General features: G+C 40.7%; 23 protein-coding genes. 7 read left to right on the top strand and 16 right to left on the bottom strand.

The window, feature by feature from the left end; genetic code table 11:
- Positions 1-15: 15 nt before the first annotated feature.
- The 3 genes from J502_RS03135 to glnA all read right to left on the bottom strand — a co-directional run bounded on the left by J502_RS03135 (position 16) and on the right by glnA (position 2,297).
- Positions 16-528, bottom strand: a complete 513-nt coding sequence (locus J502_RS03135; RefSeq protein WP_005015119.1) for a chorismate--pyruvate lyase family protein — start codon at positions 526-528, stop codon at positions 16-18.
- Positions 521-796: a hypothetical protein gene (locus J502_RS03130; protein ID WP_005404889.1), complete on the bottom strand. Its 276-nt coding sequence runs from the start codon at positions 794-796 to the stop codon at positions 521-523. The genes J502_RS03135 and J502_RS03130 overlap by 8 nt, the downstream gene beginning before the upstream one ends.
- An 85-nt stretch (positions 797-881) precedes the next feature.
- Positions 882-2,297, bottom strand: coding sequence for a type I glutamate--ammonia ligase (gene glnA, locus J502_RS03125; protein ID WP_005404245.1), 1,416 nt, complete (start codon positions 2,295-2,297; stop codon positions 882-884).
- Between the two features lie 730 nt (positions 2,298-3,027).
- On the opposite strand from glnA, the gene J502_RS03120 reads away from it, so the two are divergent.
- The 5 genes from J502_RS03120 (at position 3,028) to folE (ending at position 6,834) form a co-directional block, all read left to right on the top strand.
- Positions 3,028-3,612 carry an aminodeoxychorismate/anthranilate synthase component II gene (locus tag J502_RS03120; RefSeq protein ID WP_034683107.1) on the top strand — a complete coding sequence of 195 codons (585 nt, stop codon included), beginning with the start codon at positions 3,028-3,030 and terminating at the stop codon, positions 3,610-3,612.
- A 9-nt stretch (positions 3,613-3,621) separates the two neighbouring features.
- Positions 3,622-4,668, top strand: a complete 1,047-nt coding sequence (trpD, locus tag J502_RS03115) for an anthranilate phosphoribosyltransferase (RefSeq protein WP_034683105.1) — start codon at positions 3,622-3,624, stop codon at positions 4,666-4,668.
- A gap of 19 nt (positions 4,669-4,687) precedes the next feature.
- The gene (trpC, locus tag J502_RS03110) at positions 4,688-5,512 is read left to right on the top strand and encodes an indole-3-glycerol phosphate synthase TrpC (protein WP_034683102.1); all 825 of its coding nucleotides are present in this window, start codon (positions 4,688-4,690) and stop codon (positions 5,510-5,512) included.
- The gene (locus tag J502_RS03105; RefSeq protein WP_005015133.1) at positions 5,505-6,194 is read left to right on the top strand and encodes a Smr/MutS family protein; all 690 of its coding nucleotides are present in this window, start codon (positions 5,505-5,507) and stop codon (positions 6,192-6,194) included. Before trpC ends, J502_RS03105 begins: the two co-directional genes overlap by 8 nt.
- A 91-nt stretch (positions 6,195-6,285) precedes the next feature.
- Entirely contained in the window at positions 6,286-6,834 is a 549-nt protein-coding gene (gene folE, locus J502_RS03100) for a GTP cyclohydrolase I FolE (RefSeq protein ID WP_171053875.1), read from the top strand.
- Between the two features lie 69 nt (positions 6,835-6,903).
- On the opposite strand, the gene J502_RS03095 is transcribed toward folE, so the two are convergent.
- The 5 genes from J502_RS03095 to hemE all read right to left on the bottom strand — a co-directional run bounded on the left by J502_RS03095 (position 6,904) and on the right by hemE (position 12,841).
- Complete coding sequence (locus tag J502_RS03095) at positions 6,904-8,262, bottom strand: diguanylate cyclase (protein ID WP_005015137.1); 1,359 nt, start codon at positions 8,260-8,262, stop codon at positions 6,904-6,906.
- A 122-nt stretch (positions 8,263-8,384) separates the two neighbouring features.
- Positions 8,385-10,271: an Lnb N-terminal periplasmic domain-containing protein gene (locus J502_RS03090; protein ID WP_005015139.1), complete on the bottom strand. Its 1,887-nt coding sequence runs from the start codon at positions 10,269-10,271 to the stop codon at positions 8,385-8,387.
- 67 nt (positions 10,272-10,338) lie between these two features.
- Positions 10,339-10,809 carry a DUF3015 family protein gene (locus J502_RS03085; protein WP_034683101.1) on the bottom strand — a complete coding sequence of 157 codons (471 nt, stop codon included), beginning with the start codon at positions 10,807-10,809 and terminating at the stop codon, positions 10,339-10,341.
- 136 nt (positions 10,810-10,945) lie between these two features.
- Complete coding sequence (locus tag J502_RS03080) at positions 10,946-11,758, bottom strand: DUF817 family protein (protein ID WP_034683099.1); 813 nt, start codon at positions 11,756-11,758, stop codon at positions 10,946-10,948.
- 9 nt (positions 11,759-11,767) lie between these two features.
- Positions 11,768-12,841 (bottom strand): uroporphyrinogen decarboxylase, encoded by a 1,074-nt coding sequence (hemE, locus tag J502_RS03075; protein WP_034683097.1) that lies wholly within the window; start codon positions 12,839-12,841, stop codon positions 11,768-11,770.
- Between the two features lie 216 nt (positions 12,842-13,057).
- On the opposite strand from hemE, the gene J502_RS03070 reads away from it, so the two are divergent.
- Together J502_RS03070 and J502_RS03065 are read left to right on the top strand one after the other, a co-directional pair.
- Positions 13,058-14,314, top strand: a complete 1,257-nt coding sequence (locus J502_RS03070; RefSeq protein WP_034683094.1) for a L,D-transpeptidase family protein — start codon at positions 13,058-13,060, stop codon at positions 14,312-14,314.
- A gap of 283 nt (positions 14,315-14,597) precedes the next feature.
- Positions 14,598-14,858: a hypothetical protein gene (locus tag J502_RS03065; protein WP_005025201.1), complete on the top strand. Its 261-nt coding sequence runs from the start codon at positions 14,598-14,600 to the stop codon at positions 14,856-14,858.
- A 100-nt stretch (positions 14,859-14,958) separates the two neighbouring features.
- On the opposite strand, the gene J502_RS03060 is transcribed toward J502_RS03065, so the two are convergent.
- From J502_RS03060 to tssF, 8 genes are all read right to left on the bottom strand, one after another.
- Positions 14,959-16,107: a YheT family hydrolase gene (locus J502_RS03060; RefSeq protein ID WP_005025200.1), complete on the bottom strand. Its 1,149-nt coding sequence runs from the start codon at positions 16,105-16,107 to the stop codon at positions 14,959-14,961.
- A 231-nt stretch (positions 16,108-16,338) separates the two neighbouring features.
- Positions 16,339-16,605: a PAAR domain-containing protein gene (locus J502_RS03055; protein WP_005015158.1), complete on the bottom strand. Its 267-nt coding sequence runs from the start codon at positions 16,603-16,605 to the stop codon at positions 16,339-16,341.
- 29 nt (positions 16,606-16,634) lie between these two features.
- Positions 16,635-17,396, bottom strand: a complete 762-nt coding sequence (locus J502_RS03050; protein ID WP_005015159.1) for an OmpA family protein — start codon at positions 17,394-17,396, stop codon at positions 16,635-16,637.
- A 2-nt stretch (positions 17,397-17,398) separates the two neighbouring features.
- Positions 17,399-18,358, bottom strand: a complete 960-nt coding sequence (gene tagF / locus J502_RS03045) for a type VI secretion system-associated protein TagF (RefSeq protein WP_034683091.1) — start codon at positions 18,356-18,358, stop codon at positions 17,399-17,401.
- A gap of 34 nt (positions 18,359-18,392) precedes the next feature.
- Positions 18,393-22,181, bottom strand: a complete 3,789-nt coding sequence (tssM, locus tag J502_RS03040; protein ID WP_005015161.1) for a type VI secretion system membrane subunit TssM — start codon at positions 22,179-22,181, stop codon at positions 18,393-18,395.
- 29 nt (positions 22,182-22,210) lie between these two features.
- Positions 22,211-23,632 (bottom strand): hypothetical protein, encoded by a 1,422-nt coding sequence (locus J502_RS03035; protein ID WP_005015174.1) that lies wholly within the window; start codon positions 23,630-23,632, stop codon positions 22,211-22,213.
- The gene (gene tssG, locus J502_RS03030; protein ID WP_005015183.1) at positions 23,626-24,627 is read right to left on the bottom strand and encodes a type VI secretion system baseplate subunit TssG; all 1,002 of its coding nucleotides are present in this window, start codon (positions 24,625-24,627) and stop codon (positions 23,626-23,628) included. The genes J502_RS03035 and tssG overlap by 7 nt, the downstream gene beginning before the upstream one ends.
- Positions 24,591-26,399: a type VI secretion system baseplate subunit TssF gene (gene tssF / locus J502_RS03025; RefSeq protein ID WP_005015185.1), complete on the bottom strand. Its 1,809-nt coding sequence runs from the start codon at positions 26,397-26,399 to the stop codon at positions 24,591-24,593. The genes tssG and tssF overlap by 37 nt, the downstream gene beginning before the upstream one ends.
- Position 26,400: the final 1 nt, after the last annotated feature.

Raw genomic sequence — 26,400 nt, 5'->3', positions numbered from 1 at the left:
CTGTCCTTAACGAGGTTATTGCTGAATAAAGTACTCAAAAGCTGGCAGGAATGTCTCCTGCACAATAAATTTGCAGCCATGCCAAGTATAGCAGCTCTGGCGGGTCCACCCCTCTTCCAGATAAACTACACGCCGCTCACAGGCAGGCCGGGTACGCTGAAATAAAAAATGTCCAATTGGCTTTTGACCAATGTGTTGAAATAAACGTGCCCGCCCTTGCAGGCTCAGTATCGGAAAGATACTTTTCGCCTTGACCCAAGGCTGTGTCTCACAGCCATATAAATAAGTATCACGTACCCAGGAAGTATGCTGAGCTGGCATTTTCATCCACTGGCTGTCAGCGAAGTTAGGGCGTTGAAAATATTCATTAAGCGTCTCGACCCTAAACTGTCCACCAGCCAGATCGGTTAATTGTCGGGTTAAGGAACCTGATGCATATAACCACGTTTTTAATACTGCAGGAATCTGCTCAGCATGCTTGTTTTTATATTTTGAACTCACAACTTTCCCAACTTCATAATTAACCATTATCTGTTTTAGCAATGACTACATATGTCCCGCTCGGTAATTTCTTTAAGATCAAGCCCTCGGTAGTGAGATAAAAACTTTTTGGATAATCATAGTCCAGAGCGAATTCAGGATGTCGCAGTGCAACAAATTCTGCCTGTTTATAACCTTCAGGTGTACGTCCTATTTCTATATAAGTCACTTCAGAAAAATTCAGTTTAAAACCTTTATTGTGATCCTGAGGATCAATCCATGGAAAAAATCCAGTATTTTTTTTGCGTGGTGCCATAACATCATATCGTTTATCAATTACAGCATCATACAAAAAAACCCGCACAAAGGCGGGTCTTTTTACAGTGAAATTCAGAATAGATTTACAGGCTGTAGTACATATCAAACTCAACTGGGTGAGTAGTCGTATTAAGACGACGCACATCTTCAGTTTTAAGTTCGATATATGCATCTAACATATCTTTAGTAAACACGCCACCTTTTAGCAGGAATTCGTGATCTTCTTTTAGTGCTTCAAGAGCCATATCGAGGCTATGGGCAACTGTAGGAATTTTTGCTTCTTCTTCAGGAGGAAGATCATACAGGTTCTTGTCAGCCGCTTCACCCGGATGGATTTTATTCTGAATACCATCAAGGCCTGCCATCAACAATGCTGCAAAACCCAAGTACGGGTTCATCATTGGATCTGGGAAACGTGCTTCAATACGCTTGCCTTTAGGGCTAGACACGTAAGGAATACGGATAGAAGCAGAGCGGTTACGTGCTGAGTAAGCCAGCATAATTGGTGCTTCAAAGTGAGGCACTAAACGCTTGTACGAGTTTGTAGAAGGGTTAGTGATTGCATTCAGTGCACGAGCATGCTTGATCACACCACCGATGAAATACAATGCCATTTCTGAAAGGCCTGCATATTCATCACCAGCGAACAGGTTTTTGCCATCTTTGGAGATCGACATATGCACATGCATACCTGAACCGTTGTCACCTACCATTGGTTTAGGCATGAAAGTAGCAGTTTTTGCATACTGATGTGCAACATTCCAAACTGCATATTTGAACTGTTGAACTTCATCTGCTTTGCGCACCATGGTATTGAAGCTCACACCAATTTCTAACTGGCATGATGCAACTTCATGGTGATGTACTTCTACACGGCCTGGTCCCATGATATCTTCAATTTTTGCACACATATCTGCACGCATATCCTGTGAAGAATCTACTGGCGGAACTGGGAAGTAACCACCTTTTACACGTGGACGATGGCCAGAGTTACCTGCTTCATAATCCTTACCTGTAGACCAGGCAGCTTCTTCAGCTATCAATGTATGGCGTGCACCAGACATATCGATGTCCCATTTTACTTCGTCAAATACGAAGAATTCTGGTTCAGGGCCAAAGAATGCAGTATCGCCGATACCGGTAGATTTTAAATATTCTTCTGCGCGACGAGCAATGGAGCGTGGATCACGTTCATAGCCTTGTCCAGTTGATGGTTCAATCACATCACAAGTTACTACAACTGTTGGCTCTGCAAAGAACGGGTCGATAAAGCCAGTTTCTGCATCTGGACGTAAAATCATGTCTGATGCTTCAATCCCTTTCCAGCCAGCGATTGAAGAACCATCAAACATTTTGCCATCTTCAAATGTATCTTCATCAATACTGTCTGCCGGGTAAGTAACATGCTGTTCCTTGCCTTTGGTATCAGTAAAGCGAAAATCGACCCATTTTGCGCCACTTTCTTCTATGAGTTGAAGGACCTTGTTCGCCATGCTCATTTTGCTCCGATGAAATTTTGTTGCACTTATCGAGTGCATGTTAGTAGTTGCTCAATATAAAGCAATTCCCATACCAACTTTAGAATACTAAGCTAATGCTTTGAATTTCTTAATAGTGTGAAGATTAAAAAAACCTTAGCTATGCGGGTATTATACTGTGTGCAGATTGAATTGCACTATCATCAATCATTCTTAAATTACTTTATTCATAATAATAGAATTATTGAACCAAAATAGTGCATTTTTTTAGAAGTTAAGACTGTGTTTAGTTATTTTTGTATGATTTTATTTTTAAGGAGCTCTAATAGATATTCTAAATTTAATAAATTATTTATTTTTTAATTTCTAGCGGGAAGTTAGCTCAAAAGTTTTGATGATAGCCATAGCCAGCTTTCAACAGTTACTGTTTATTTTTAATTCATAGTAGCTGTAGCTTAGTTACTCACTATTTTATATTCCTCCTATGCATGATTTTTTTAAGTCTTAGGCCATCCTTAATTGTTTATTTAAGAGAATTTACCAGATTTTTTAATATTAAGTATAAGCCTCAACACTATAATAGAAATAGTTCAGCAGCAATTCATGATTTTTTGCTATGATATTGTTCGCTCTAATTTTTCTTTTGTATTTATTTCTAAATCTGGGTTTCCTGTTTTTAGTTAAATATTTTCTTAGAGTTCATCCGAATTAAAGACACGTAGGTGTATACATTTCAAAAGGTTAAAAGCTCATGCTTCTAATGATCGACAATTACGACAGCTTTACTTATAACATCGTCCAATATTTTGGCGAGTTAAATCAAGAAGTTAAAGTCGTTCGCAATGATAGTGTCACATTAGATGATATTGAGCGATGGCAACCCAAGTATCTTGTGATCGGTCCTGGTCCCTGTTCTCCAACAGAAGCTGGTATTTCTATTCCAGCCATCCAGCATTTTGCCGGTAAAATTCCCTTACTCGGTGTGTGTTTGGGGCATCAAAGTATTGGACAGGCATTTGGTGGAAAGATTATACGAGCAAAAACTGTCATGCATGGCCGTCTATCTGACATGTATCACAATGATACTGGAATTTTCAGTCATTTACCTTCACCCTTTTCAGCAACTCGTTATCACTCTCTGGTGATTGATCAAGAGAGTTTACCAGACTGCCTGGAAGTGAATTGCTGGACGAAGGAAGCAGATGGCTCGATGGAAGAGATCATGGGTGTAAAACATAAGACATTACCAGTAGAAGGTGTGCAGTTTCATCCTGAATCAATCTTGAGTCAGCATGGCCATAAAATTTTCCAGAACTTTTTAGAAATTTACGCTTAAGTGATTTATATGAACATTCAACAAGCTCTTAATCATATTACAAAAAACATTCATCTGACTCAGCCGCAAATGGAAGAAGTCATGCGTAGTATTATGCAAGGCAGTACAACAGAGGCCCAAATTGGTGCACTGATGATGGGCTTGCGCATGAAAGGTGAAAGTATTGATGAAATTACTGCTGCCGCACGAGTTATGCGTGAGTTTGCTATTAAGATTGATGTAAGTGATATCCCTTATCTGGTTGATATTGTGGGTACAGGTGGAGATGGTCAGAATCTGTTTAATGTATCTACTGCATCTGCATTTGTTATTGCAGCAGCGGGCGCTACAATCGCCAAGCATGGCAACCGCGGTGTATCAAGTAAGTCTGGTTCTTCCGACCTGCTTGAAAAAGCAGAGATCAATCTTGATCTGAACATGCAGCAAACTGAGCGCTGTATCCGTGAAATGGGAATAGGTTTCCTGTTTGCACCTAACCATCATAAAGCCATGAAATATGCAGTAGGCCCACGTAAAGAACTGGGTATTCGCAGTATTTTCAACTTGCTTGGCCCGCTTACGAATCCGGCCGGCGTCAAACGTTTTGTAATTGGGGTATTTTCTGATGAACTTTGCAGCCCAATTGCAGAAGTAATGAACCAATTAGGTGCCGAGCATGTCATGGTGGTACATTCCAAAGATGGCCTGGATGAAATCAGTCTTGCAGCATCAACTACAGTCGCTGAACTAAAGAATGGTGAAGTTACCGAATGGATACTGAATCCTGAAGATGTGGGGATAGAATCTCAGACATTGACTGGTCTTGTAGTAAATAGTTCTGATGAAAGTCTGGCGTTAATTAAAAACGCATTAGGCAAAAAGAAAACGCCGGTAGGTGAAAAAGCTGCCCAGATGATTGCTCTAAATGCAGGTGCCGGACTGTATGTTTCTGGGTTGAGTCAAAGTTATAAACAGGGTGTCGCTTTAGCGCATGACATTATTTATGGTGGACAGGCACTTGAAAAAATGAGCGTATTATCAGAATTTACTAAAACTTTGAAACAGTACGAAGTATAACGGTCAGGAATAAACAGTCATGGTAGATATTGCAAACACAATTCTTGGTAAAATTGTTGACCGTAAAACTGAAGAACTGGCTGCGCGTTTAAAACAGCGCAGTTTAAAAGATATAGAAGAACTGGCACAGGCCGCGACACCTGTGCGTAGTTTTGTGCAGGCACTGTCATGCAAGTATCCTGGTGTAATTGCAGAGATCAAGAAAGCTTCTCCGTCTAAAGGAATCATTCGTGAAAATTTTAATCCTGCAGAAATCGCCCGGCAGTATGAACAAGCAGGTGCAGCCTGCCTTTCAGTACTAACTGATGTCGACTTTTTCCAGGGTGCTGATGAAAATATCCAGATTGCGCGCACGCACTGTGGCCTGCCTGCATTACGTAAAGACTTTCTGATTGATCCCTACAATGTTATTGAAGCTCGTGCTCTTCATGCTGACTGTATTTTACTGATTGTTGCTTCATTATCTGACCAGCAACTTGAAGAAATGTCTCAAACCGCCTTTGAACAGGGAATGGATGTACTGGTAGAAGTACATGATGAATATGAACTGGAACGTGCTTTACACCTTTCAGACCGTTGTTTGCTTGGCGTAAATAACCGTAACTTGAAAACCTTTGAGGTTGACCTCAATACATCATTACGTTTAAAGAAACTACTCGACCCTTCTCGACTTTTAGTCACAGAAAGCGGTATTGCCAGTCCGGATGATGTACGGCTAATGCAGGAACATGATATTCATGCATTTCTGGTTGGGGAGAGTTTTATGAAGCAGCCATATCCTGATCAGGCTTTCACAGCCCTGTTCGGTCAGCCACAGAGAGTTGAAACCTTATCTTATGAGTAAAAAAGACTCTACACTTTCTAAAGACCAGCAAAACCTGCTGAAACAGTTTAGAAAGCAGATTTCTATTCCTCAGTCTTCACCTGAAGCGAAGCAGACTGAAGTTCAATCAGCCCGGGATGACAAAGACTCTGGTGAAGACTTGGATCTGTTTAAAAAAGCCTTGCAGGGTGTACAACCTCTGCAGGGTAGTAATATTGCTCAGGTGGAAAAAACACGAAAGTTTAAACCCAATGCCCAGATCTTGGCTAAACGTGCAGCTGCTGAGGGGCCGCGTGAAGTTGAGCTGGCTGAACTCTCAGATACCCAAGCTGTATTAAATCCGGTTGGAAGCCAGTCTAAACTGAGCTATCGTATCGCGACCTTGCAACATAAGGTATTTGAAGACTTAAAAGCGGGAAATTTACGCTGGTTTGAAGCGGTCGACCTCCATGGCTGCACGGTAGAAGAAGCACGTGAAGCAGTTTTGCAAATTATTCAGATGGCAAAAGATGAAAATCAGAATGTCATCAAAATAGTGCATGGTAAAGGTCCAGAAGCTGTGCTTAAAACCTATGTAAATGGCTGGTTGCGTCAGCACCGTGATGTACTGGCCTTTGTCAGTGCACCTGAAAATCAGGGCGGTACAGGCGCAGTGTTGGTACTACTTAAGCGTGCTGAAAAAAATCTGAAATTTAAACAGTAATTGGCATGCTTATTAACTCTCAGACTTTTGATAGTTTTCTGTTACAATGTCGCCCTTGTTCAACCAGTGTAAGTGAACACGCCTTATGTCTATGCAGCAATCCTACGCAAATATCCTAACCGCCGTTGGTGAAGACCTGAATCGTCCCGGTCTTAAAGATACGCCGATGCGTGCTGCCAAAGCGTTCTCATACCTCACGTCAGGTTATAGCAAGACACTGGAAGAAGTGACCAATAATGCGGTTTTCCCTTCGGATAACCGTGAAATGGTACTGGTTAAAAATATCGAATTTTATTCACTCTGTGAGCACCATCTTCTGCCATTTTATGGCCGTGTACATATTGCTTATTTGCCAGAAGGTAACGTTTTGGGTCTGTCCAAATTCGCCCGCATTACTGAAATGTTTGCCCGTCGTTTACAGATTCAGGAAAATTTGACCCAACAAATTGCTGAAGCAGTAGCAGAAGTGACTCAAGCACGAGGTGTTGCGGTCATGATTGACTCTGCACATATGTGTATGATGATGCGTGGCGTAGGTAAACAGGAATCTACTACACGCACAGTTTCTTTTATAGGTGACTTTAAAACAGATAAAGAAGCTCGCCGTGAATTCTTGAGTGCTGTGCCTGAAAGTTACTAAGCTTAAAATTAAAAAGCCTTGCAAACGCAGGGCTTTTTTTATCTCTTGCTGTATAGGTAATGCCGTTATTTATCCCATATATACATTGTTTCGACCATTGTTTTTAGCCGCATATAAAGCCGAATCTGCGGCATCTAAAAAGCGTTGGTAATCAGGATGCCCATCATATAATACGGCGCCTACACTGACTGTAAAATTAAAGCTGACACCCATAGTAGACCGTATAACGGTTTCTTCAATCCGCATACGGATATTTTCAGCAACGCTTTGAGCCCGGCTCAGGTCGCTATCGACCAATAACAGCAAAAACTCCTCACCCCCTATACGAAAAGCATAATCACTGCCTTTGGTACATTCGAGTAAAACTTCAGCCAGAAACTGTAAGGCCAGATCCCCTGCTGCATGACCAAACTTGTCATTAATTCCTTTAAAATGGTCAGCATCAATTGCCAGTAAAGTTAAGGGTGAACCATTTTTACGGGAAAAATTAATTTCCCGGTTAATAATCGTATTTAAATAACGACGATTAAGTAGCTGGGTTAAAGAATCATTCCCCGAGCCGATATACTCGGAAACCTGAAATAACTGATCAACCAGATGCTGTATTTCACGATTTTTTTCACGAATCCGCTGTATTAGGGCAATCGCATTGGCTTTATCCTGGCTCTCAAGTACCGCCAGATTAAGTTTATCTACCTCATATATGCGATCAATAATAATCTGTACCTGGTCTGTGCCAGAAAAAGCATAGGCTGCTTTATGAATAAACCAGAGACCAAATTCTGATTTGGACAATAGCAGATGATTAAAGCTAGCACTGTCTGAAAATACTTTAAACATCAGCTCATTTTCCCAGTCTAACAAGGAACTGCGCTGTTTATCCTTTTGAATCGATACATCCTGCATCGCAGAAAATAAACGGTAGGTATGTTTAATATCATTATTAATTTCAATATTTGCTTCGTAGGAACGGCACATAATTTCAGAGGCAAAACCAATGCTCTGTACAATATAGTTGGTTACAGCATAAATATTTTGCTGGGTTCTAGAAGCTTGCAAAGAAAAGACTTTTTTTTCAATTTCACGTATTCCGCGCATGATTAGCCAAGATGGAATACCGATACGCGCATGCACATTGCCAATCACCAGTTGACGTTGTACAACTTCTTCATAATTTTGTTTAAACGGCATATTAAAACAATCGAGTAACCACTGATTTAATGTAGTTTTCAGGCGGCTTTGTACAATCTCATCAGATAAAAAATAGGATGCCTCTTTCTCCTGCATCATATTTTTATAAAACTCATCGACCAGTAAAAACGAGTTATCTTGGATAAATTGGGCAGTATAGTTTAAATCAGTTGCAGAATATTGCCCGCATATATCCTTCCATTGCTCGGCAAGCATGGTAATACATTGTTCATTCATACAATTGATTCCAGAGGGCCTAAATTATCCTTTAACAGGCCCACCAATATAACAAATTATCGTATGATGCGCTTCAGGGTATTTTAGATGTAGTCTACTAAAACCTGTCTTTTTAATTGGATTTAGAAATATCTGATATATCCTAAACTGGTCTTAGTCCAGTTTTTATGGTGCTGCTGTTGATATTCCCAACCCAAACGCAGAGCATTTTGTGGAGTAAAGGCATATTGCAACTGGGTGTTGAGTTTTAACTGCCATTGGTGCGCATCCTCCCAGTAGGGTAAGGCCACCTGTACCAAGCTGTTCACTTGTTCTGTCCAGATATTCTGACATCCTAACGTTGGTCCGGCGCCAATGCGCCATCCTTTATCTAGAGCCTTCCCAGCTTGTAAATGTGTCTGAGCTTGTACATAACATAAATGTTCACGGGCCTGATCAGCATAGCTATATCCACCTTGAACATTAAAGTTTAATACACCGTGTTGACGGTCTTCACTAAACTGTCCATCTTGTTCCACACTTTCTTGTTGCCAACCAAAATTGAATCCCCATGATAACGGCGTTTTAAAAGGGGTAATTGGGTTATATGAGTTTACTGATAAAAAATCAAAATGCTCCAATTTTAACTGGTCATTCCGATACTGTATTGAACCATCCCAGAAATTTAACTGCGTGCCGGTGCGAAATCCGCCCTGTGGATCAATAAGATCATGATAAGCCTGACGGTGACCAAGTTCTATAAAAGACTGGCCCTGCACCTCACCGGTTTTAATTGAAATATTACGTGCTTTATGACTCTGAGTAGGATCAATTTTCGGTCGTTCAGGTTCCTGACGCTGTTTATCCAGATTGATCTGGCTTCTTAGGCCCAACAGCTGACGAAAACGTGGCTGGGCAAAACTTTCATCAACCTTGCGTCTTAAAAATTGTAGATAGAGATCATCATAAGCCATTTCCAGGATTTTAGCCTGATCATTCGCTGGATAGTCCTTTACAAGATCAGGCATTTCTTCAGTTCCGGAAAAAGCAACCTGATGAGCAGTTTTAGCTAGGGTTTTACCATGTTGCCGTGCTTGTGCCAATAATTGGGTTTCTAAAGCCGGACGATATATTTTATTTTTAACAAGCCCCTGCTCATCCATTGCTTTCAAGGTTTCTACCGGTATCGCAGCATAACCGAACTGTTCCTGTAAATTAGCTTCTGGACGTACCAGATCAATTAAGCCTAATAAACGGTAAGCACAGTTGTCACTAACAAAATAATAGGGGAATGTCACTTTCTGCATTTCCCAGATATGTTCAACCATAAACCGGGTTTCTTCTGGATTTAAATCCAGTTCATATTCCCATAGATCACGGCTTTCAAAATCTCCATACTCTTTTACCTTACGGTAATACGGCATGAGGGAATATTCGCCAGGATACCGGCCAGTTAAGCCTTTCCAGGCAAAAGACCAGTTATCTGTACCGTTTACTGTAGCTGCATAGTTGACTGCATAAGAGACCAGATTTAACTGTTTCTGGTCTTTAGGGTCCAACCGCAATAGAGTGTGCCCAAACATGGAGCTTGGGTTGCCCATAAAGTCTGTAGCATAAATAAGGGTAGCCTTATAAGGCTTAACCTGCCCGATCCAGCTTTCAAATTCAGGACAGCTGGCTTGAGGCAACTGGTGTTCGGAAATTTGTAGTTGCTGCATTAACCAGCGGCTACGGGCGGGAAATTTGCATCGGACAGATTGATTCGGTTCAGCGACCTGAAACAGGGCCTGAATATCCTGCTGCATTTCCTGTTGCAGATTTTTCTGTCCATCTGGCGCAAGAAAATATCCTTTATAGCTCACCTCACTATGGCCGGCAGTATTGGCATACATTAAGCGCTGCCAAGTGATATCTTGGGCCAGCTTTTTCTGTTGAGCAAGATTTAAATAGTAGGATACATCTGGTGTCGTATCTGCTGCATGGCTCAGGCCAGCTACCGTCAGGGCAAGGATCAAAAAAACAAGTTTCATGCAGTAATCTTTTTCTCTTTATATAAGAAAAACCCTGTCTTTAAGACAGGGTTTTTTGAATATCTAATTAGACATAAGCTTTAAGAACTTCATCTTTTGCCATTACGGTTTGAAGGGAAGCCAGTACCTGTAAAGTATTCTGGTTATCAGCCGAATAAATTTCAGAGAAATTCTGTTTAGATACCGCAAAGAAACGTGCTTTATCTTCCTGTTTAATGTTCATTAGTTCAGCCAGCACATTTAGACTTTCACCTTGGCCTACAGATATATCACGAGCTAGCGTCTCGGCATTTTCATTAGTAAAAGTCACGACCTGAGCAGTTACTGTACCGCCTTGGCTACAACCTAATGTACCGAAAGTAATCCCGAGCCATTGGTTGGTAAAAATCACGTTTGTGGTACCAGCGAACAGTTTAGGAATAATCCCACTCTGACCTTGCCAAACCTGACTACCTACACCACAACCAACATCATTGTCAGCCATTGCTACACTTGACCCTGCCGCTAATACAGCAGCCAACATCAGTTTTTTTAACATACTTATTCTCCAGTTATTCTCATGCAGTGTTGTTATCGCTATACATGTGTAAATTTTATTACACAGTAGTGAGATTATCCGGAAGTGAAGCGCTTCGCAATTAAAAAAATGCACTGTTAAACAGAAAGATAACAATTCATTTATCTGCTGTTTTTTTTAATTGCCATCGGCCTTGACGATCCCTGTTGCCCAGTATTTTTAATACCAGTACCAAACTCAACAGTAGCAGTAAATACCAAGAACCCAGCTTGCCCCACCCTACCATATGCCATGCATCGACTTGGCTCGGATATAACCAGATTTTATAAAATGTACTGATATTTTCGGCAATCCAGATAATAAAAGCCAAAATCAGAAGAACTGGCAACATCGGTAGTTCAAAACGGCTATAGCTCAACTGGAAATACACCCGGGTTTTCCAGAATAAGGCTATACTCCAGAAAAACAGAAGATAACGAATATCTGGAATGAAAAATTTGCTCATAAAATTAATATAAGACAAGAGAGCCAAAACCAGCATAGGTAAAAAGCCTGGCAGATGTGTAAAGACGACTTGATATAATCGTAACGATCTTGCAAAGAAGCTGCCTACGGCAGAATACATAAACCCGGCAAACAGTGGAACAGTCAATATTTTAAAAACAGCTGGCTGTGGATACTGCCAAGAAGCAATCGCAGGATGGGTAAGAAAAATTTCCATCAGCATTGCCATGACATGAAACAAGGCTATTACTTTAGCTTCTGCCCAAGATTCAAGCTTTAAATACAGCAGACAAAATTGAATGATCAGGGCATATAACAGCAGATAGTCATATCGGAACAAACTATAGAAAGCCTCACTCCCCATATTTGCCGTCAACATAAAAGCCAATAGCAATAAAACTCCAAATAAGGCAGCCGAAGCTGCCTTATAAAGAAATTCAAGTATGTTTTTAAGAAGCAGAATCATCCGTACATATTATCCCAGATATTTAGTACTGTACTCGTGTACAGTATCAATAAATACTTTCGGATGTGCTGGGTCTACCCACTGGGTAATTCCATGTCCAAGATTTGCAATATAACCAGTTTTTTCACCATTCAGATAGGCATCATCCAGCATAGCTTTGGTGGCTTTCTCAATTGTAGTTGCTGAACCATATAGAGTCGCCGGATCAAGATTTCCCTGTAGCGCAGCCCGGCCATTTACAGTCTGACGTGCTACATGAAGTGGCGTGGTCCAGTCCAGTCCAAATGCATCTGCGCCAGTCGCAACCATCTGTTCAAGCCATTGTCCGCCGCCTTTGGTAAACAAGATCACCGGAACACGTCGGCCATCTTTTTCACGTTGCAAGCCAGTGATAATTTTCTGCATATAATTTAGCGAGAATTCAAGATATTCACGATGTGCTAAAGCCCCGCCCCAGCTATCGAAAATTTGAACCGCCTGTGCCCCGGCGTCGATCTGGGCATTTAGATATTCAGTGACTGCTACTGCCAGACGATCCAGCAAAGCATGTAATACCTCTGGCTGCGCATACATCATCTGTTTGGTAAAACGAAAATCCTTACTTGAGCCGCCCTCTACCATATAAGTTGCCAGCGTCCATGGGCTTCCCGAAAAACCGATTAAAGGCACTTGGCCGCCTAGAGCAGAACGGATAGTACTGACTGCGTTCATGACATAGTCTAAATCCGATTTGGCATTAAATGCGGGCAGATTTGCCACATCCTGTTCTGTACGTACTGTCTTTTTAAATTTTGGCCCTTCACCTGCCTCAAAATACAGACCTAGTCCCAGAGCATCAGGAACAGTTAAAATATCGGAAAATAAAATCGCTGCGTCAAGTTCATAACGGCGTAAAGGCTGTAGAGTTACCTCACAGGCAAACTCGGTATTTTTACATAAAGACAGAAAATCACCAGCCTTGGCCCGGGTCTCACGATATTCAGGTAAATAGCGACCTGCCTGACGCATCATCCATACTGGCGTAGAATCTACAGGCTCACGTAACAGGGCACGGAGAAAACGATCATTTTTCAGGGTCGTCATTTACTTTCCTAACATGGTCTTGGTCTTGTTGCCATCATAGCAAAAAGACCGCATTTTGAATAACTTCTTGCCATGTTTATACAGTTTCATAAAATCACTTAAAAACAGTTTTAAAAGTATGAATTACACAAAACAAATACTGCATCTCCGTAATTTTTCTGCAATACTTAACTAAATTTACACCCAGCATATGAATAATTCTTAAGGTTGATTTCCATGTTTGTTCGCTCATTACTCGCTATGAGTTTAAGCTGTATTATTACTGGTACAGCCCTGGCTGCTCCAACTGCTGAACAGCCGCTCAATCCTAAAGTTGTCGCAACAAATACGGTCGAAGATCCAATCGACCCTCTAGAAGTCGGTGAAGATACACCAGCGAATAAAACAGAAACTGCAACGACTGATTCCCGCATTACTGCTCAAGAAGAGCGTGATCTGGACCGCGCTTCAACCACCTTGCAAAATCTGGCCCGTACTGAAGATAAAAAGGCGGATGTTGGTACCGCTCCTTCTGCTGCAAGCAAGACCACCAATACTCCGGCTAACGTAAATCAAGCCGCTAAAACTGCTTCGTGGACTTTGGAAGGACTGAATAATGCCGAGTGGTATGATGCAATTGGCAAGGGCCAATTTCCAGTCTATGCCCGTGCCCATGTCATGTTAAATAATGCACATGCTTCACCTGGTGCAATCGATGGTATGAGTGGTAAAAATACATTAAAAGCAATTGCCTCTTTTCAGCAAATGAATGGTTTAAAACCTACAGGTGTTTTAACCAAAGAAACCTGGGATGCATTAGTTGCTAAAACTGCCGGTAAACCAGCTTTTATTGAATATACAATTACGGAAGATGACCTAAAAGGGCCATACGCCAGCTCAATACCTTCAGACTACGCGCTACAGGCGAAAATGAAAGGTTTATATTATGTACGTGTTTCTGAAATGCTGGGCGAAAAGTTTCACATGGATGAAGATTTCTTAAAGAAACTTAATCCGAAAGCGACTTTTAAAAAAGCTGGTGAGAAAATTATTGTAGCAAATGTACGTAATGACTTGCCTGAAGATATTCACTTAATCGTTGCCCACAAAGGTGCAAAACAGTTGTATCTGTTTAATAGCCGTAATCAGATGATTGCTTCTTTCCCGGCAACTATTGGTAGTACGGATACTCCTTCTCCAGCAGGTACCTATAAAGTTACAGGTGTAGCACCGAATCCATGGTATAGCTATTCACCAAGCAACTTCGTTCAGGGTAATAACAAAAAGCCTTTATCATTGCCGCCTGGTCCGAACGGTCCTGTAGGTAATATCTGGATTGGCTTGAGCAAAAAGTCCTTTGGTATTCATGGCACCCCGAATCCATCACTCATTTCTAAAACAGCTTCACACGGCTGTATTCGTTTGACCAACTGGGACGCTAATGATTTAGGTAAAAAAGTACGCTCTGGCGTTACTGTCAAATTCCTTGAATAATTACTATCAGTTAAAAAAACCACCTTCGGGTGGTTTTTTGTTTAAAGAACATAGCTATAGATACCAGATGTATTCTCTTACAAAACTGCTATCAACTTTCACGTTTTTAGACAACTTGGCAATTTCTTTAAAATGCTTTGATGCTAGATTAGACCTAAACCTATAGTAATTAGAATACTGCACCTGATGCTTAATATTTCATAATGACTCTTGATTAACCAGTTATCAAAATGGTTATTCAAGCAGTAGAAATGACTCATCCTAGATATAGAAGAGGTCAGCCATGAGAAATGTATATGAAAAATTTAAAGAATTTATTGGTCATCAACCTGATCACCTGGATATGACAGCTAAAGCTGAAATTAGTGAAGATAACGAAGATTATTATCTGATTACCCAAGGTATGCCTTATTCCTTCCACCGTGATGGTGAAACCACTTATATCACCTTTAATGGTGAAACCGAGAATATTGGAATGGATACTTTCCAGCAGCACAAAGATCAGATTCTGGCATATCTACAGCAAGTCACCAGACAAATTTAGAATCAACTTAAAAGTTCAGTTTTAGATAGAAAAACTCTCCTGCATAAGCTGCTTAGCTAGAGCCTTATATGCAGGAGAGTTTTTAATATTATTTCTTTCATCAAGCTGCCTGTACAGTTTGCTGACCAGATAGTCTGTCTTGTGTATCACCAAATTGTGTAAAGAAATCTGCGATTAAGCGATGAGCCCAAGAGCTGGCTTTCCAGCCTTCATAATAGGCACAGTGACTTCCTTTTGGTGTAGTGACCAGCATGATATTATCTTTTTCGCAAATTTTATCCAGATAGGCTTGAGCATTTTCCAGGCGGCAGACCGGATCATCTCCTGAATTGAGCATCATCAGTGGGCTGGTTACCTGATCAAAAACATAAATTGGGTTTGCTGCTTTCTCATAAACTTCATAGCTTTCAAACCCTGCCAGCTCATAAACCGCAAGTTGAAATTCATGCAAATCTCTGGCGGATATTAGCGCCTGATAAGTTGAAAGCTGAGAGGTTTGATCCTGATGAGCTAAAACAAATGTTTTAATAAGCTGATGCGTCATATATTGACTGTAAGCTTTATGTGCAACTTTAAATACTTCATTTAAGTTATAACCGGGACAATAGGCGAAGGCAGCTTTAAAGGCAGATTTCTTGCCCATTTCTCCTAAATACCGGACCAGCAGACCTGTTCCTGCCGACACGCCAACACAATAAAGTGAGGACGTTTTAAAACGTTCCCGCACAACAGATATTTGCTCACGCAAGTCATCGGTAGAGCCGACAATACTTAAACGTGGAGTAGTCAATTTTAAGTCAGCATGTCCTCGCCGTAAACATAGTACTACCCTCCATCCTGTCATCAAACGCAGATCACGTACCAGTTCTCGCATACTTTGTGGCGTTCCCATTATAGTGTGCAGTACAAAAACCGTAGGTACATCATCCGGTAAATCATAACCCGACCAGTAAAGCGCGGTTGTACCTCCATCTTGCATGGTAAGAAGTTCTTCATGATCATATTCTAGTTGGGTAGTTTTTTTGCGGATCATATCAAAGTAGAAGAGCTGTAGATGAGTATTAAATAGCCAAGGTGTAGGTATATAGGGCTGATTCAGGAGAGCAATCTGCTCGGCCCATCTCTTGGCCTGTCCTGTAGGGTTATAGTATAAAGTGGGTTGTGCAGCTCCACTAAAATTTTCAAAAAGCTGGGTTACCGTGTTTAATTTTTCATACAGAGACTGAGTATTTAATTGTAGGTGTAACATAGCAGGCTCCTTATCTCTTTTTTATTAGTAAGAACGCTATTACTTTGTCACCCGCCGCTTATAACGGGCCGACTTTGAGTCTTTCCTAGACTTAGGATGATTATTAACGATAAAGACACGGTCCAGTTTGATCTAATTGTAATTTTCTGGGCTTATTATGTGAATCTTGCCACAGTTATTTATTTTTATTCTTTTACTCTTTAGGCAGTTTTAGGTTTAATTTGTAGCACTTTAATTTTCTCCTATTACGCTATTCTGTTTTGGCAATAGTTTACATCCGCATGCTAATGCATCATTTGCACGTGCTACAGCTTTGCCCATGACTTGCATGTGCGAGTCACCTGATATAATTGTAGTAACGGTTTTATGTTTTGGACAAGTTGCTTTATCTCCTACACACGCTACTGGAATACCTTCCACCAGAAAAGTATTATTTCCGCTGATAACTTTTCCACCACCAGTGGTCGGACAACCAACTACAATATAAGGAGTTGCCATTTTAGTTTTCCTTTATTTTTTAAGAGGTACTAAAGTACCTCAAACTCAATACGACGATTTTTCTTGCGGCCCTCTGCAGTTGTATTATCAGCAACCGGTTTGCTTGAACCCATACCTTCCGTACTCAGATTTTCTGCTTTAATATTTTTAGCAATAAGATAATTGCATACAGCCATCGCACGTTCCTGGCTTAGTAAAAAGTTTTTATTGCCATCTCCCGAACTGTCTGTATGACCAATGATTTTAACTTTTTTTCCGCCTACCTTATGTAAGGCTACTGCCATTTCTTCCAGAATCTGACGTCCAGCCGCTGTCAACACCGCACTGCCTGATTCAAATTCAACAATCCGGTTTTTTAAAGCATCATCAATAATTTTCTGCTCGGCCTGATTTACAGATAATTGGGCATTAAAGCGATATGGTTGCTGTATAAGCATTTGAAAATTTGCAGTAGTAGGTTGAATATCATTTAGATGACTAACCTTACCATTAAGCTCGATTTGTGTACCTCGTACGCGCAGCTGTCCCTGTCTGACTTTTTTAAGTTCTGGCGTAATTACACGAGCCACAGAATCACTCCAGCCATTTGGGGCTGCTACAGGCCGCACCTGAATTTTGTCAATCACTTGGTTTGCACCATATACAGACTGCATTCTCATCAGAATCGCCTGTTTACTGGCTTCATTTGGTACCACTCCCTCTACAACTACAGGTTCTGCCCAGACTAGCGAACCTCCTCCCAAGCCAATAACACAGACTACAGCATATTTTAATTTTTTATAAGATCGCATATTTATTCATCTAAAAAAGTTTGGCGAAAGAGTTTTAAGCCTTGATTTAAACTTAATTGCCGCTGGCATAAAGCCTGTTCTAGAGTAGCTAAACCAGCATTCTGCTCCAGATATGGATCAATCCATTGGGCCTGAACTAATGATACCCAGTGTTCACTCTGCATATTGTTAACAAAAATATCACTGAGGGCCAATATGTCAGCACCTTGAAAGCCAAATAATAGGACTGGCTTTTCTTGATGCAAAATACCAATGAGAACTTCAGTTTGGGCTTTTTTTAAAAAATGCCCGATCATACTTACCCATAGGGTCGCCACTTCATAACAATATATATGGCTATTAATTGGAAGAATCAGTATCTTATTTAATCGACTGGTTCCATTTTTCAAAATGGGCTGTAATAACAGACCTAAACCAATCATACTTTGTACCAGTTCATATACACTAATTTTCATTAACTGAGCAAATGTATGCATCGTATGATTTTCATAAAATGCCTGTGCTTCAGCTATGGTAAATGACTGAATCTGGTCAGGGAGATTTGCCAATTTATTCAGCATGATATCGCTATTATGAATTGTTCTTAGTACCCTGTTTCTCTGGAATAGGTCAACTAAAACCGGTTTATAACAATAAGGTGCTAGGAGTAGATTCTGATAGGGTTGTTCAACTTCCAGTAAGTGACTTAATACCATAGGAAAAGGCCGGCCCGAGCTATCTTCACTGGTGATGAGATTAGCCACCAAAAACATTTTTTCGTGAGGGTTAGCGATAAAAAAATCTAAAGATGGTAAAGCTGCATAGTGCTGCTTAAAACCAGTATTATGCATGGCCTGTTCCAGAGCTTCTGTAATCCACTGATCAATAACCTGTATCAGTGCATACTGCCCCTTTGATTTCAGGAAGTCGCCGCGTGCAGGAGTTTTTCCATAATATAAAGGCGTACTTTTTAAATACTGCATTGTTTCGCCCCTTGAATATCCTTATTCTCTTGCATCAGGAAGTACCTCCTGTCCGCGGTACGACAGCAGATACTGCCGGTGCAGGCTGTGCAGAAACAACTCGTACTGCCTTGTCAGTTGTGACTTTATCGACCAGCTGCAAACCTGAGTATCCACGACTTGAACCGATTCCTCCTGAACTGCTTCCACTAATCAGGCGGAAATTCACTTTTACAAATACCGATGGATCGGTTTTACTGCGCCATACCATTTCAAAGCTGCCATTTTGCTCCTTACGCTGAGCAGAATCGATCAGGCGGTTAATGCCATATTCACCTGGCTCATCAAAAATTGTATGGGTTTGCCCTTGCAGGTCTACAGCAGTAATACGCGCTCCAGGAATTGCACTACGGTTCGGCCAGACAAAGTTTACCCACTGCTGAATTCCATTTTCATAGAGCATACGTTGACCATCAATATCGATGGTATAGGACAGAAGCTGTGGATTCTGTAACGGATAGAACTGGAAATTCGACTGGTTCGCTGCGGGCGTAGCAGTCGGCTGGTCAAGTGTACCTGTTGCCATACCATTGATTGGAGCAACATAACGCTGGAAGTTCATGACAAATTGTGGATTCAGGCTAATACCCAAATCTTTCCAGGTCTTGGACGTTAAAGTATAACCACGGCGAATGACCAAGGGGTCTAATATTTCTTTTACAAAACGGGCAATACTACCGGTATCCCCAAAAATTTGCCCGATTTCATTACTGGTAGCTTGTAATGAGACAGAGGAATTAAATGGATATTTTTGGCTTAAGTTCGCTTGAAATGGCTGATATGCCTGAATTATCCAAAGCTTATTAAGCTCTTCTTGTGCAGGTGTAATTAAGCTAGCAAAAGACTGGGTCAAAGGACTCACTAAAAGTTTCTGTATCATCTGCTGATCAATATCGTTCAGTCCTACCAGCATTCTCTCATCAATATGCTTTTGTGCAGTATTAAAAACTGAGTTCTGATCACTGATAGTCTGTTTAACCAGTGCCATAGCACTCGGACCAATTTCACCAGCATTCTTCAGGTCATTAAATTTACTTCGCACCTGGGCAAGATTCTGCATGTATTCATCAAGCAAGGATTTATTCTGCTGATCGTCACGTTTACGTACCAGTTGATAGAACATCTGATATTCCTGTGAGATTGGTCCTTGAGCTTTATTTGATACCTGTTGTGACATTTGCGCATCACTGCGGTTTAGCACTTTACGTTTAAACCAGGCAATAAAACCTTTTTGTGGCACAGCCAGTTCAGCCTGTACTACCGGGTTATCCCAATTTGTTTCAATAGCAATACGCTCAAATAGAATACGAATTGGTGAGTTCTGTGGTTCACCCAGTATGTCAATATTTTTAGACTGCTGACTGAACTGGGGAGCTTTTGCATAATAAATACCATTCAGGAATTTTCTCCACTCTGCAATATATTCCTGCTTGTAGAGAGCAACTAGCTGCTTACGGATCTGCTCTGGACTGCCAGAGAAAGTCAGGTCATCTGACTGACGGCTGTTGAGTACCCAGTCTTTACTATCTGTCGGTTTATTGGCTGCTTCATCAATTGCACTACTAACATATTCATCCCATGCCTTTTGGGTAAAAACGCCTGGAAGAGCATAACTGCCGAGCACAGCACCTTTATTATTTTCGCCAACAATCTGACCCGCTGTTAAGGCAGGAAAGCGTACAGCCGCACGCATCTTGATTTCATTATAGACACGGTCACGTGCAGGCATACCGCGAATGACAGACAATAAGACCTGACGGGTCTGATCTACTAGCTGAGTATCTGCATCAAGTACCGGAAACTGCTGATCACCAGTTAATGTCATAGCATAAGAGAGTACCTGTTCAGCCTGCTGGATCATATCTCCCCGAGACATTTGACCACGGTTAGCATCCACCCATGACCGCCAGAAACGCGTAACCTGATCACTTAAATGCCCTGCATCCATATATTGCGGGTTGCTCATCATCAGATAAGCTTTCAAAGCATTATAAGCATCTTGTGGATTGGTATCTAAAGGTTCCAGATATTGCCCAGTCTTAGCCACCTGCTTGACTTCAACATTGATATGATTAGCTTTAAGTGTTTCTTCATTATTTTTAACCCGCTGCAAATATTGCGCAATATTTTGCTGGGTGGGCTGCAACACAATCTGACGAATACCTTTTAAATACTCAGCCTTTAAAGTCTCACGGAGTTGGTTTCCCTGATACAGGCCAAAGCGGAACTTTAAAGGGCGATGTTCATCAAACTCATCGAGCTGCTGTAAACGCTCCTGCAAGATGAGTAGAGCCTCAAGCTGCGTAGGAAGCTGCTGGCCAGAAGCCTTTTCTAAATGTACCACTTTATCTAAATCAGCCTGCACATCTGCAATCAGCTGCTGGTTGTTACGATATGACCATACCCATAAACCGAGAATAATAGATACACCAAGCAGAGCTCCTATAAATGCCAGATAGCGCTGACGTTTTCTGCCTGGATTAATATGCTGTTTTACCAGATTTTTATCTTTTAAAATAATGTTAGAAAATAGTCCCTTCAGAAAATATCCATGATTCTGTGGAGCAATGTTATGATCACCAGGTTCAGCTTGAGGAATTTGAGAAAGATGAAATTCCTGTGCAATCTGCTTTGTCATTGGACTTTCAATTATACCTTCTTGCAAGGCACTGGTGAAATAAAACCCCCGGAATACGGGCTGAAACTGATAAGGATTATCTTCAAACAATGTGCTGATAAAGCTTTTTAATGCCGGTTTTAAAGTTTTAAACTCGAGCGGGAATGTCATTACACTTGGTGAAATATTCTGTGAATGACGACGACTCAGATGCGTCGTACTGACCCCCTTTAATCCATCATAAAGTAAATTGTAATGGTATTCGAAAAGCTCAACCGCATTTTGTGATGAATTCTGTTCATACGGCAGAGTTGCACCCCAAGCCTGGTTATATTCTTGTGCTTCATAACAATCAAAAAACTCAGTGAAACCTGCAATCAGATCCATTTTTGAAAAGACCAGATATACTGGCACCACTACTTCCAAACGCTCGGTTAAATCCTGAATTCGGGCGCGCAAGTTTTTTGCCAGTTTAAGTGAATTTTCTGGGCTCTGACCAATCAATTCAGCAATACTGACAATAACAATGAGCCCATTTACTGGTGCCTTAGAGCGATTCTTTTTGAGAATATTAAGAAAACCCAGCCATTCAGAATGATCTTCTGCATAGACAGAATAACGTCCAGCAGTATCCAGTAAAACGCCTTCAGTAGAGAAGAACCAGTCACAGTTTCGTGTGCCGCTTAAACCTGCTGAAATCATTTTCTGGTGCGTCTCCTCAAATGGAAACTTTAACCCCGAATTGTAAATTGCTGAACTCTTGCCTGCTGCCGGATTACCAATAACCATATACCAAGGTAATTCATAAAGTGCGGCATTACCTTTTTTATCTCCCAGCTTTGACTTGCGAATTAACTGGATAGAATCTTTCATCTGCTGGTTAATCAGTTGAAGTTCTTCTTTATTTTTTTGCTGGCCATACTCGGCTTTTGTATCCTGCTGAATTGCATTAGCAAGTTCTTCCCCTTGCACCGTATGACGTCTGCGCTGTACCAGCCAGTAAATACCATAGCAAATAAGTCCCAGCATGTAGCTGGCTGCCAGTGCCCAGAAAATGTGTCGTGGTAAAACAGAGTAAGATGATACCAGAGCAACAAACAATGATAAGGCAATAATAGCCCTAGGATTGGTAATGTACTGCCACAAGTAACCTAAAATGATATACATTGAGTTCTCGTATTTCTAAAAATAATTAATCAGCTATCAGTTATTGCTTCCCGAGGTCCTATCTCCTCAGGAATATCTTGGATAATTGCCTGTATATCCTGTCCAAATACCACAGCGACCTGTTCCGGCGGCAGTAACATACCAAGCATCATTCCATAAATTTTTTCCAGATTTTGTGTATGACCTAAACTTGCTCTACAGTATAAATAGTGGTGTGGCTCAATCGGACTCTGCTCAAAATATTGCTCTATTCTCTTTAATGTCTTGATCTGTGTAATATCATCAAGTACCACCACAAAAGGTTCTTCATTTTTATACTGTGGTAGTTCATCAATATTCAGTTCTTTCAGAATATGTCTGACCTGATTCTGGTTTATAGCCAGCACTAACCTTTTTAAAGGTAAGAGCTGTTCAAAATTGACCTTTGTAGATGCTATACAACAGCTGCTCGAAAATTCTGCTGGCAGATAATGGTCAGAGATCCAGATGCGCTCATCAATTATCTCCTGATCAATTTCAGAATCAGCACTAATGATCAGAGAAATTTCCTGGGTCTGATCCTGCTGCTGTTTCAATAAAATTAAAAAATCATATACTACCGTTTCTGCGCCAAGAAAATGATATTCCAGATGTATTTTTTGCGGAATAATGCCAAGGTTACTGAAAAACTCCTGTAACCGGTTTTGGTGAGCCGTTTCGTTCCAGACGTGCTGTAAATCTTCAGATAAAAGAATATGCAGATTAAGACGATCGAGTCTTTCCACCTGTTTAAGTTCTGGTACAGCAACTTCATCTGGATCATATTCTGCGCCCGGGTCTATCCAGGCAGGATGCATACGGTAGTCATGAATTTGTTGAGTTTCATAGAACAGACTGGAGTATTTTAGATGTTCAGCAACCTGACGAAGTACCTCAAAATTTTTTTCAAGCTGATGCTCTACTAAAGCCATAATACGTTGTTGGCGTACCGAAAATGTGGTAAGCCCATCTGCATCTTGCTCCGGTCCAAGTTTTTCATCCAGCTTTTCAATACGGTAAGAGAGAATTGGCAGCCCATTGCTATTTTGTAATTTCAGGTCCAGTTCAGGACTTGTATATTCTTTTAACTGCTCAAGAATGGCTCCATCTTCACCTAAAGCACTGTAAACATGCGCAGCATAAATGTTCAGCTTTAGCCACTCAATCTGTTGCGTCACCTGAGTACTTGGTGCTTCTTGTGCTTTCTGTTGTGCCAATTCAGCCTGATTTTTTTTACTCTGATAGGCCTGATAAGCTAGATAAATCAACCATGGCGAGAGTAAAAGACATGTTATAGCAAGAGGTAAGAGCCCGAAATAGATCAGGAAATCCTGACGTTCTGGCTCATATTGAACATCTCTCCAGTACAGAATGATCAAACTACTTAGCGTTAAAAATACACCAATAAAAGTCGCCAGGATTTTTTTCAACATGAAACCGCTCCTATCAGACTATAGCAGGTTTCATAGTTATGCTGGGGTTGCTCCGGTGGCATCAGAAAACTACCTTGTCCCAGACCAGCAGACTGTTGATGCTCCAGATGCGTGGCCTCAATTTCACTCCGGTCCAAGATTAATCGCACATCAATAAATAATGTTGGACTACACCAAGACTGCACCAGACGTTTAAGTTTTATATAAAGCGGCTGCTGTGGTAAAAATTCCAGATACTGTGCCCGTTTCATAGGGCCTATCTGTATTTCAATTTTTCCATCAACCTGCTGAACGGTATCGCCACAAAATGTATTCAGTCCTAAAAGGCTGGGTTTATGACTATTGAGACAGGTTTTTTGTTCATCGGCTAATTTAAAGGTTTCCCTGATAAATTCCCGTATATGTATGTTCTGCTTAAAGATACAGCTCAGCATGGTTTTCAGCGCATGAGGAGTATTATTCTGTCCCTGCATCAGGCCCGCGAATTCCGCAAAATACTCGTCCAGCTCAGTTTGCTGATGCTGGGTACGAATATAACCATTTAATGCATGCAAGATATCCAGATAGCGGTTTTCCTGTTCAACTTCATAACGTACAGGTAAATTATAGCTAATACTCGAGTCTACGTACTGTGCGGCCAGTTTATGATTAAATAAGCCCAAAAACTCTTTAACTTCCAGACGTTGCTGCCGGGTACCCTGTTTAACCTTACAGGTATAGGCATAAGGTAAAGCACCCTGGATACCAGTAAGTCCTACTACCAGATTAGTCAAATGCAGGTGCTGCTCTTTAAATTCCAATTGCTCTACTTCGGACGCAGGGAAACTTAGATTAAAAGCAGGTTCAAACTTAAAAGTATCTGCCCACGCAGAATTGTCGCGTAAATACGGAACATGTCTCAACAGACGTGTTGTCTGAATAAACTCAAAAGTACCTGCTTTATTAAATAACTGGTCAATTACAGAAGAGTTTTGCCACCAACGTTCTGCACGCATTGGTATAACTCCTGCTGACTTAAACTGTCTGTGATTACCACATCAACGAAGCTGTTGATCTGGACCTTCAAATTAAAGATATGACTAAGTAAATAACTGAATATATATAAACTATGGCCCTTAAAGACACTGCTATTTATACTTAACTCTGCTTTAACACCCCGAATAAACATGGGAAAAGGTTTTGCATCAACCAGTTTATGGGTTAATGAAAACTCTAATTGATCAATTGCATTAATAATTAAGTGATTTTCTTTAGAAGACGGCAGATTATATAATGCAAGCAATTCCTTAACATGGCTTAGGCTGTCGCCTTTCATTAAAGCTAGCGTATTCAGTGAAAGATGAGAAATAATACGCCACTGTTCAGTTTTATTCTGATCGAAACTATAAGGTACCGTTGGACGTTTAAGTATTAATGCCCGGCGTGCCAGACTGCTATCATTCAGATTTAAAATATTATTAGACTGGCTTAATGCCTCATGAGCTAAATCACGGTTCGAACATAATAAACGGATACTGATAAAATCAGATTTAATCTCAAAGGGTTTTAAATGTTTAGAGATGATTGAGTAGCGCATCTCGACAAAATTGGTTTGTATTGGCTGATAATCCAGCGCATAAAAAAACTGTACCTGTTCATTTTTATAGTGACTGATAGCAAAAAATGGTAAAACACTAGTATAGACCTGCTCCTGATTGGTTTTCTCACGCACCATATTCATTTCAAGAATTGAATATACTTGATAAGATTCAGGATGATGTGTATCCGTAATTAATGGATAATATAGCTGGGTATGAGTGATTTTCTGTGGTTCAGCTTGCTTTTCAAACAGGTTGATGGCTGGTGAAGTAAACAGCTTAAAATTTGCAACATTCAGTTCAGAATAATTACGAATCATTGATTGGTCATTCAGGTTCAGCTTAAAATAAATTAGAACCTCAAAACTCTCATACTGCTGAATACGGCCTTTTAAAATACCAAGATCAAGATTTAAATAATTAAATTTTTCAGGAAAACAAAAATATTCCATCAGTAGACGATAGGCATGATGGGTATGCTGGTCTACTGGTAACAGGCATTCTTCTTCTGCAAAACCTATGATACTAAAGGGGTTATCTATTTTTAAGATCTGTTGACCAATTCGCAAGGCAAATCCAGTCTCAGGCCTAAAAATACTGTCTAAAACCTGTAAAGGGAAATTTGAGATTGCATCCAGGTAGATAGGTAATCTTTCCTGTATCAGAACAGCTTGTGCATTATTAAAAATGTCAAATTTTAAGCTCAAGCTTGCATTCTGGCTTAAATGTATATGTGCGCTTGGTGATGTTTTAAATTCAAGTTGACTTAAGGCAACAGGAAGCAATATTACCTGTTGACTGGTATTAAACTCACACTGTACCCCTCTAAAACTGCGCGACTTCAGGGTTGTCTGTTTAGGAATAATATGTCGGCCAGTCAACTGCCTGATTTTATTTTCGTCTTCAAAACTTACTATCGTACAGGCTGGAAAATGCCGCAAATACTGCGGAAACATTACTTCAAATAATGCCCGAGTAAATACGTCATAACTATCTTCAAGCTTTTTATCAATCCGAGCTGCAATTAAAGAAAAAGCCTGAATTAACCGTTCAATATGCGGATCATCAATCTGTTCCTGGTTTAATGATAAACGCTGGGCAATTTTAGGATACTTCTGTGCAAACTCTCGTGATTGCTGACTGAATTCTTGTAATTGCTTTTCATAATAGGGTAAGAGTTGTTCTATCACA

Origin of the sequence: Acinetobacter sp. 1294596 (assembly GCF_000582925.1) — a bacterium.
GTDB lineage: Bacteria > Pseudomonadota > Gammaproteobacteria > Pseudomonadales > Moraxellaceae > Acinetobacter > Acinetobacter radioresistens.
Note: the sequence above shows the minus strand (reverse complement) of the source record. Positions and strands in the feature narration are given on the sequence as shown.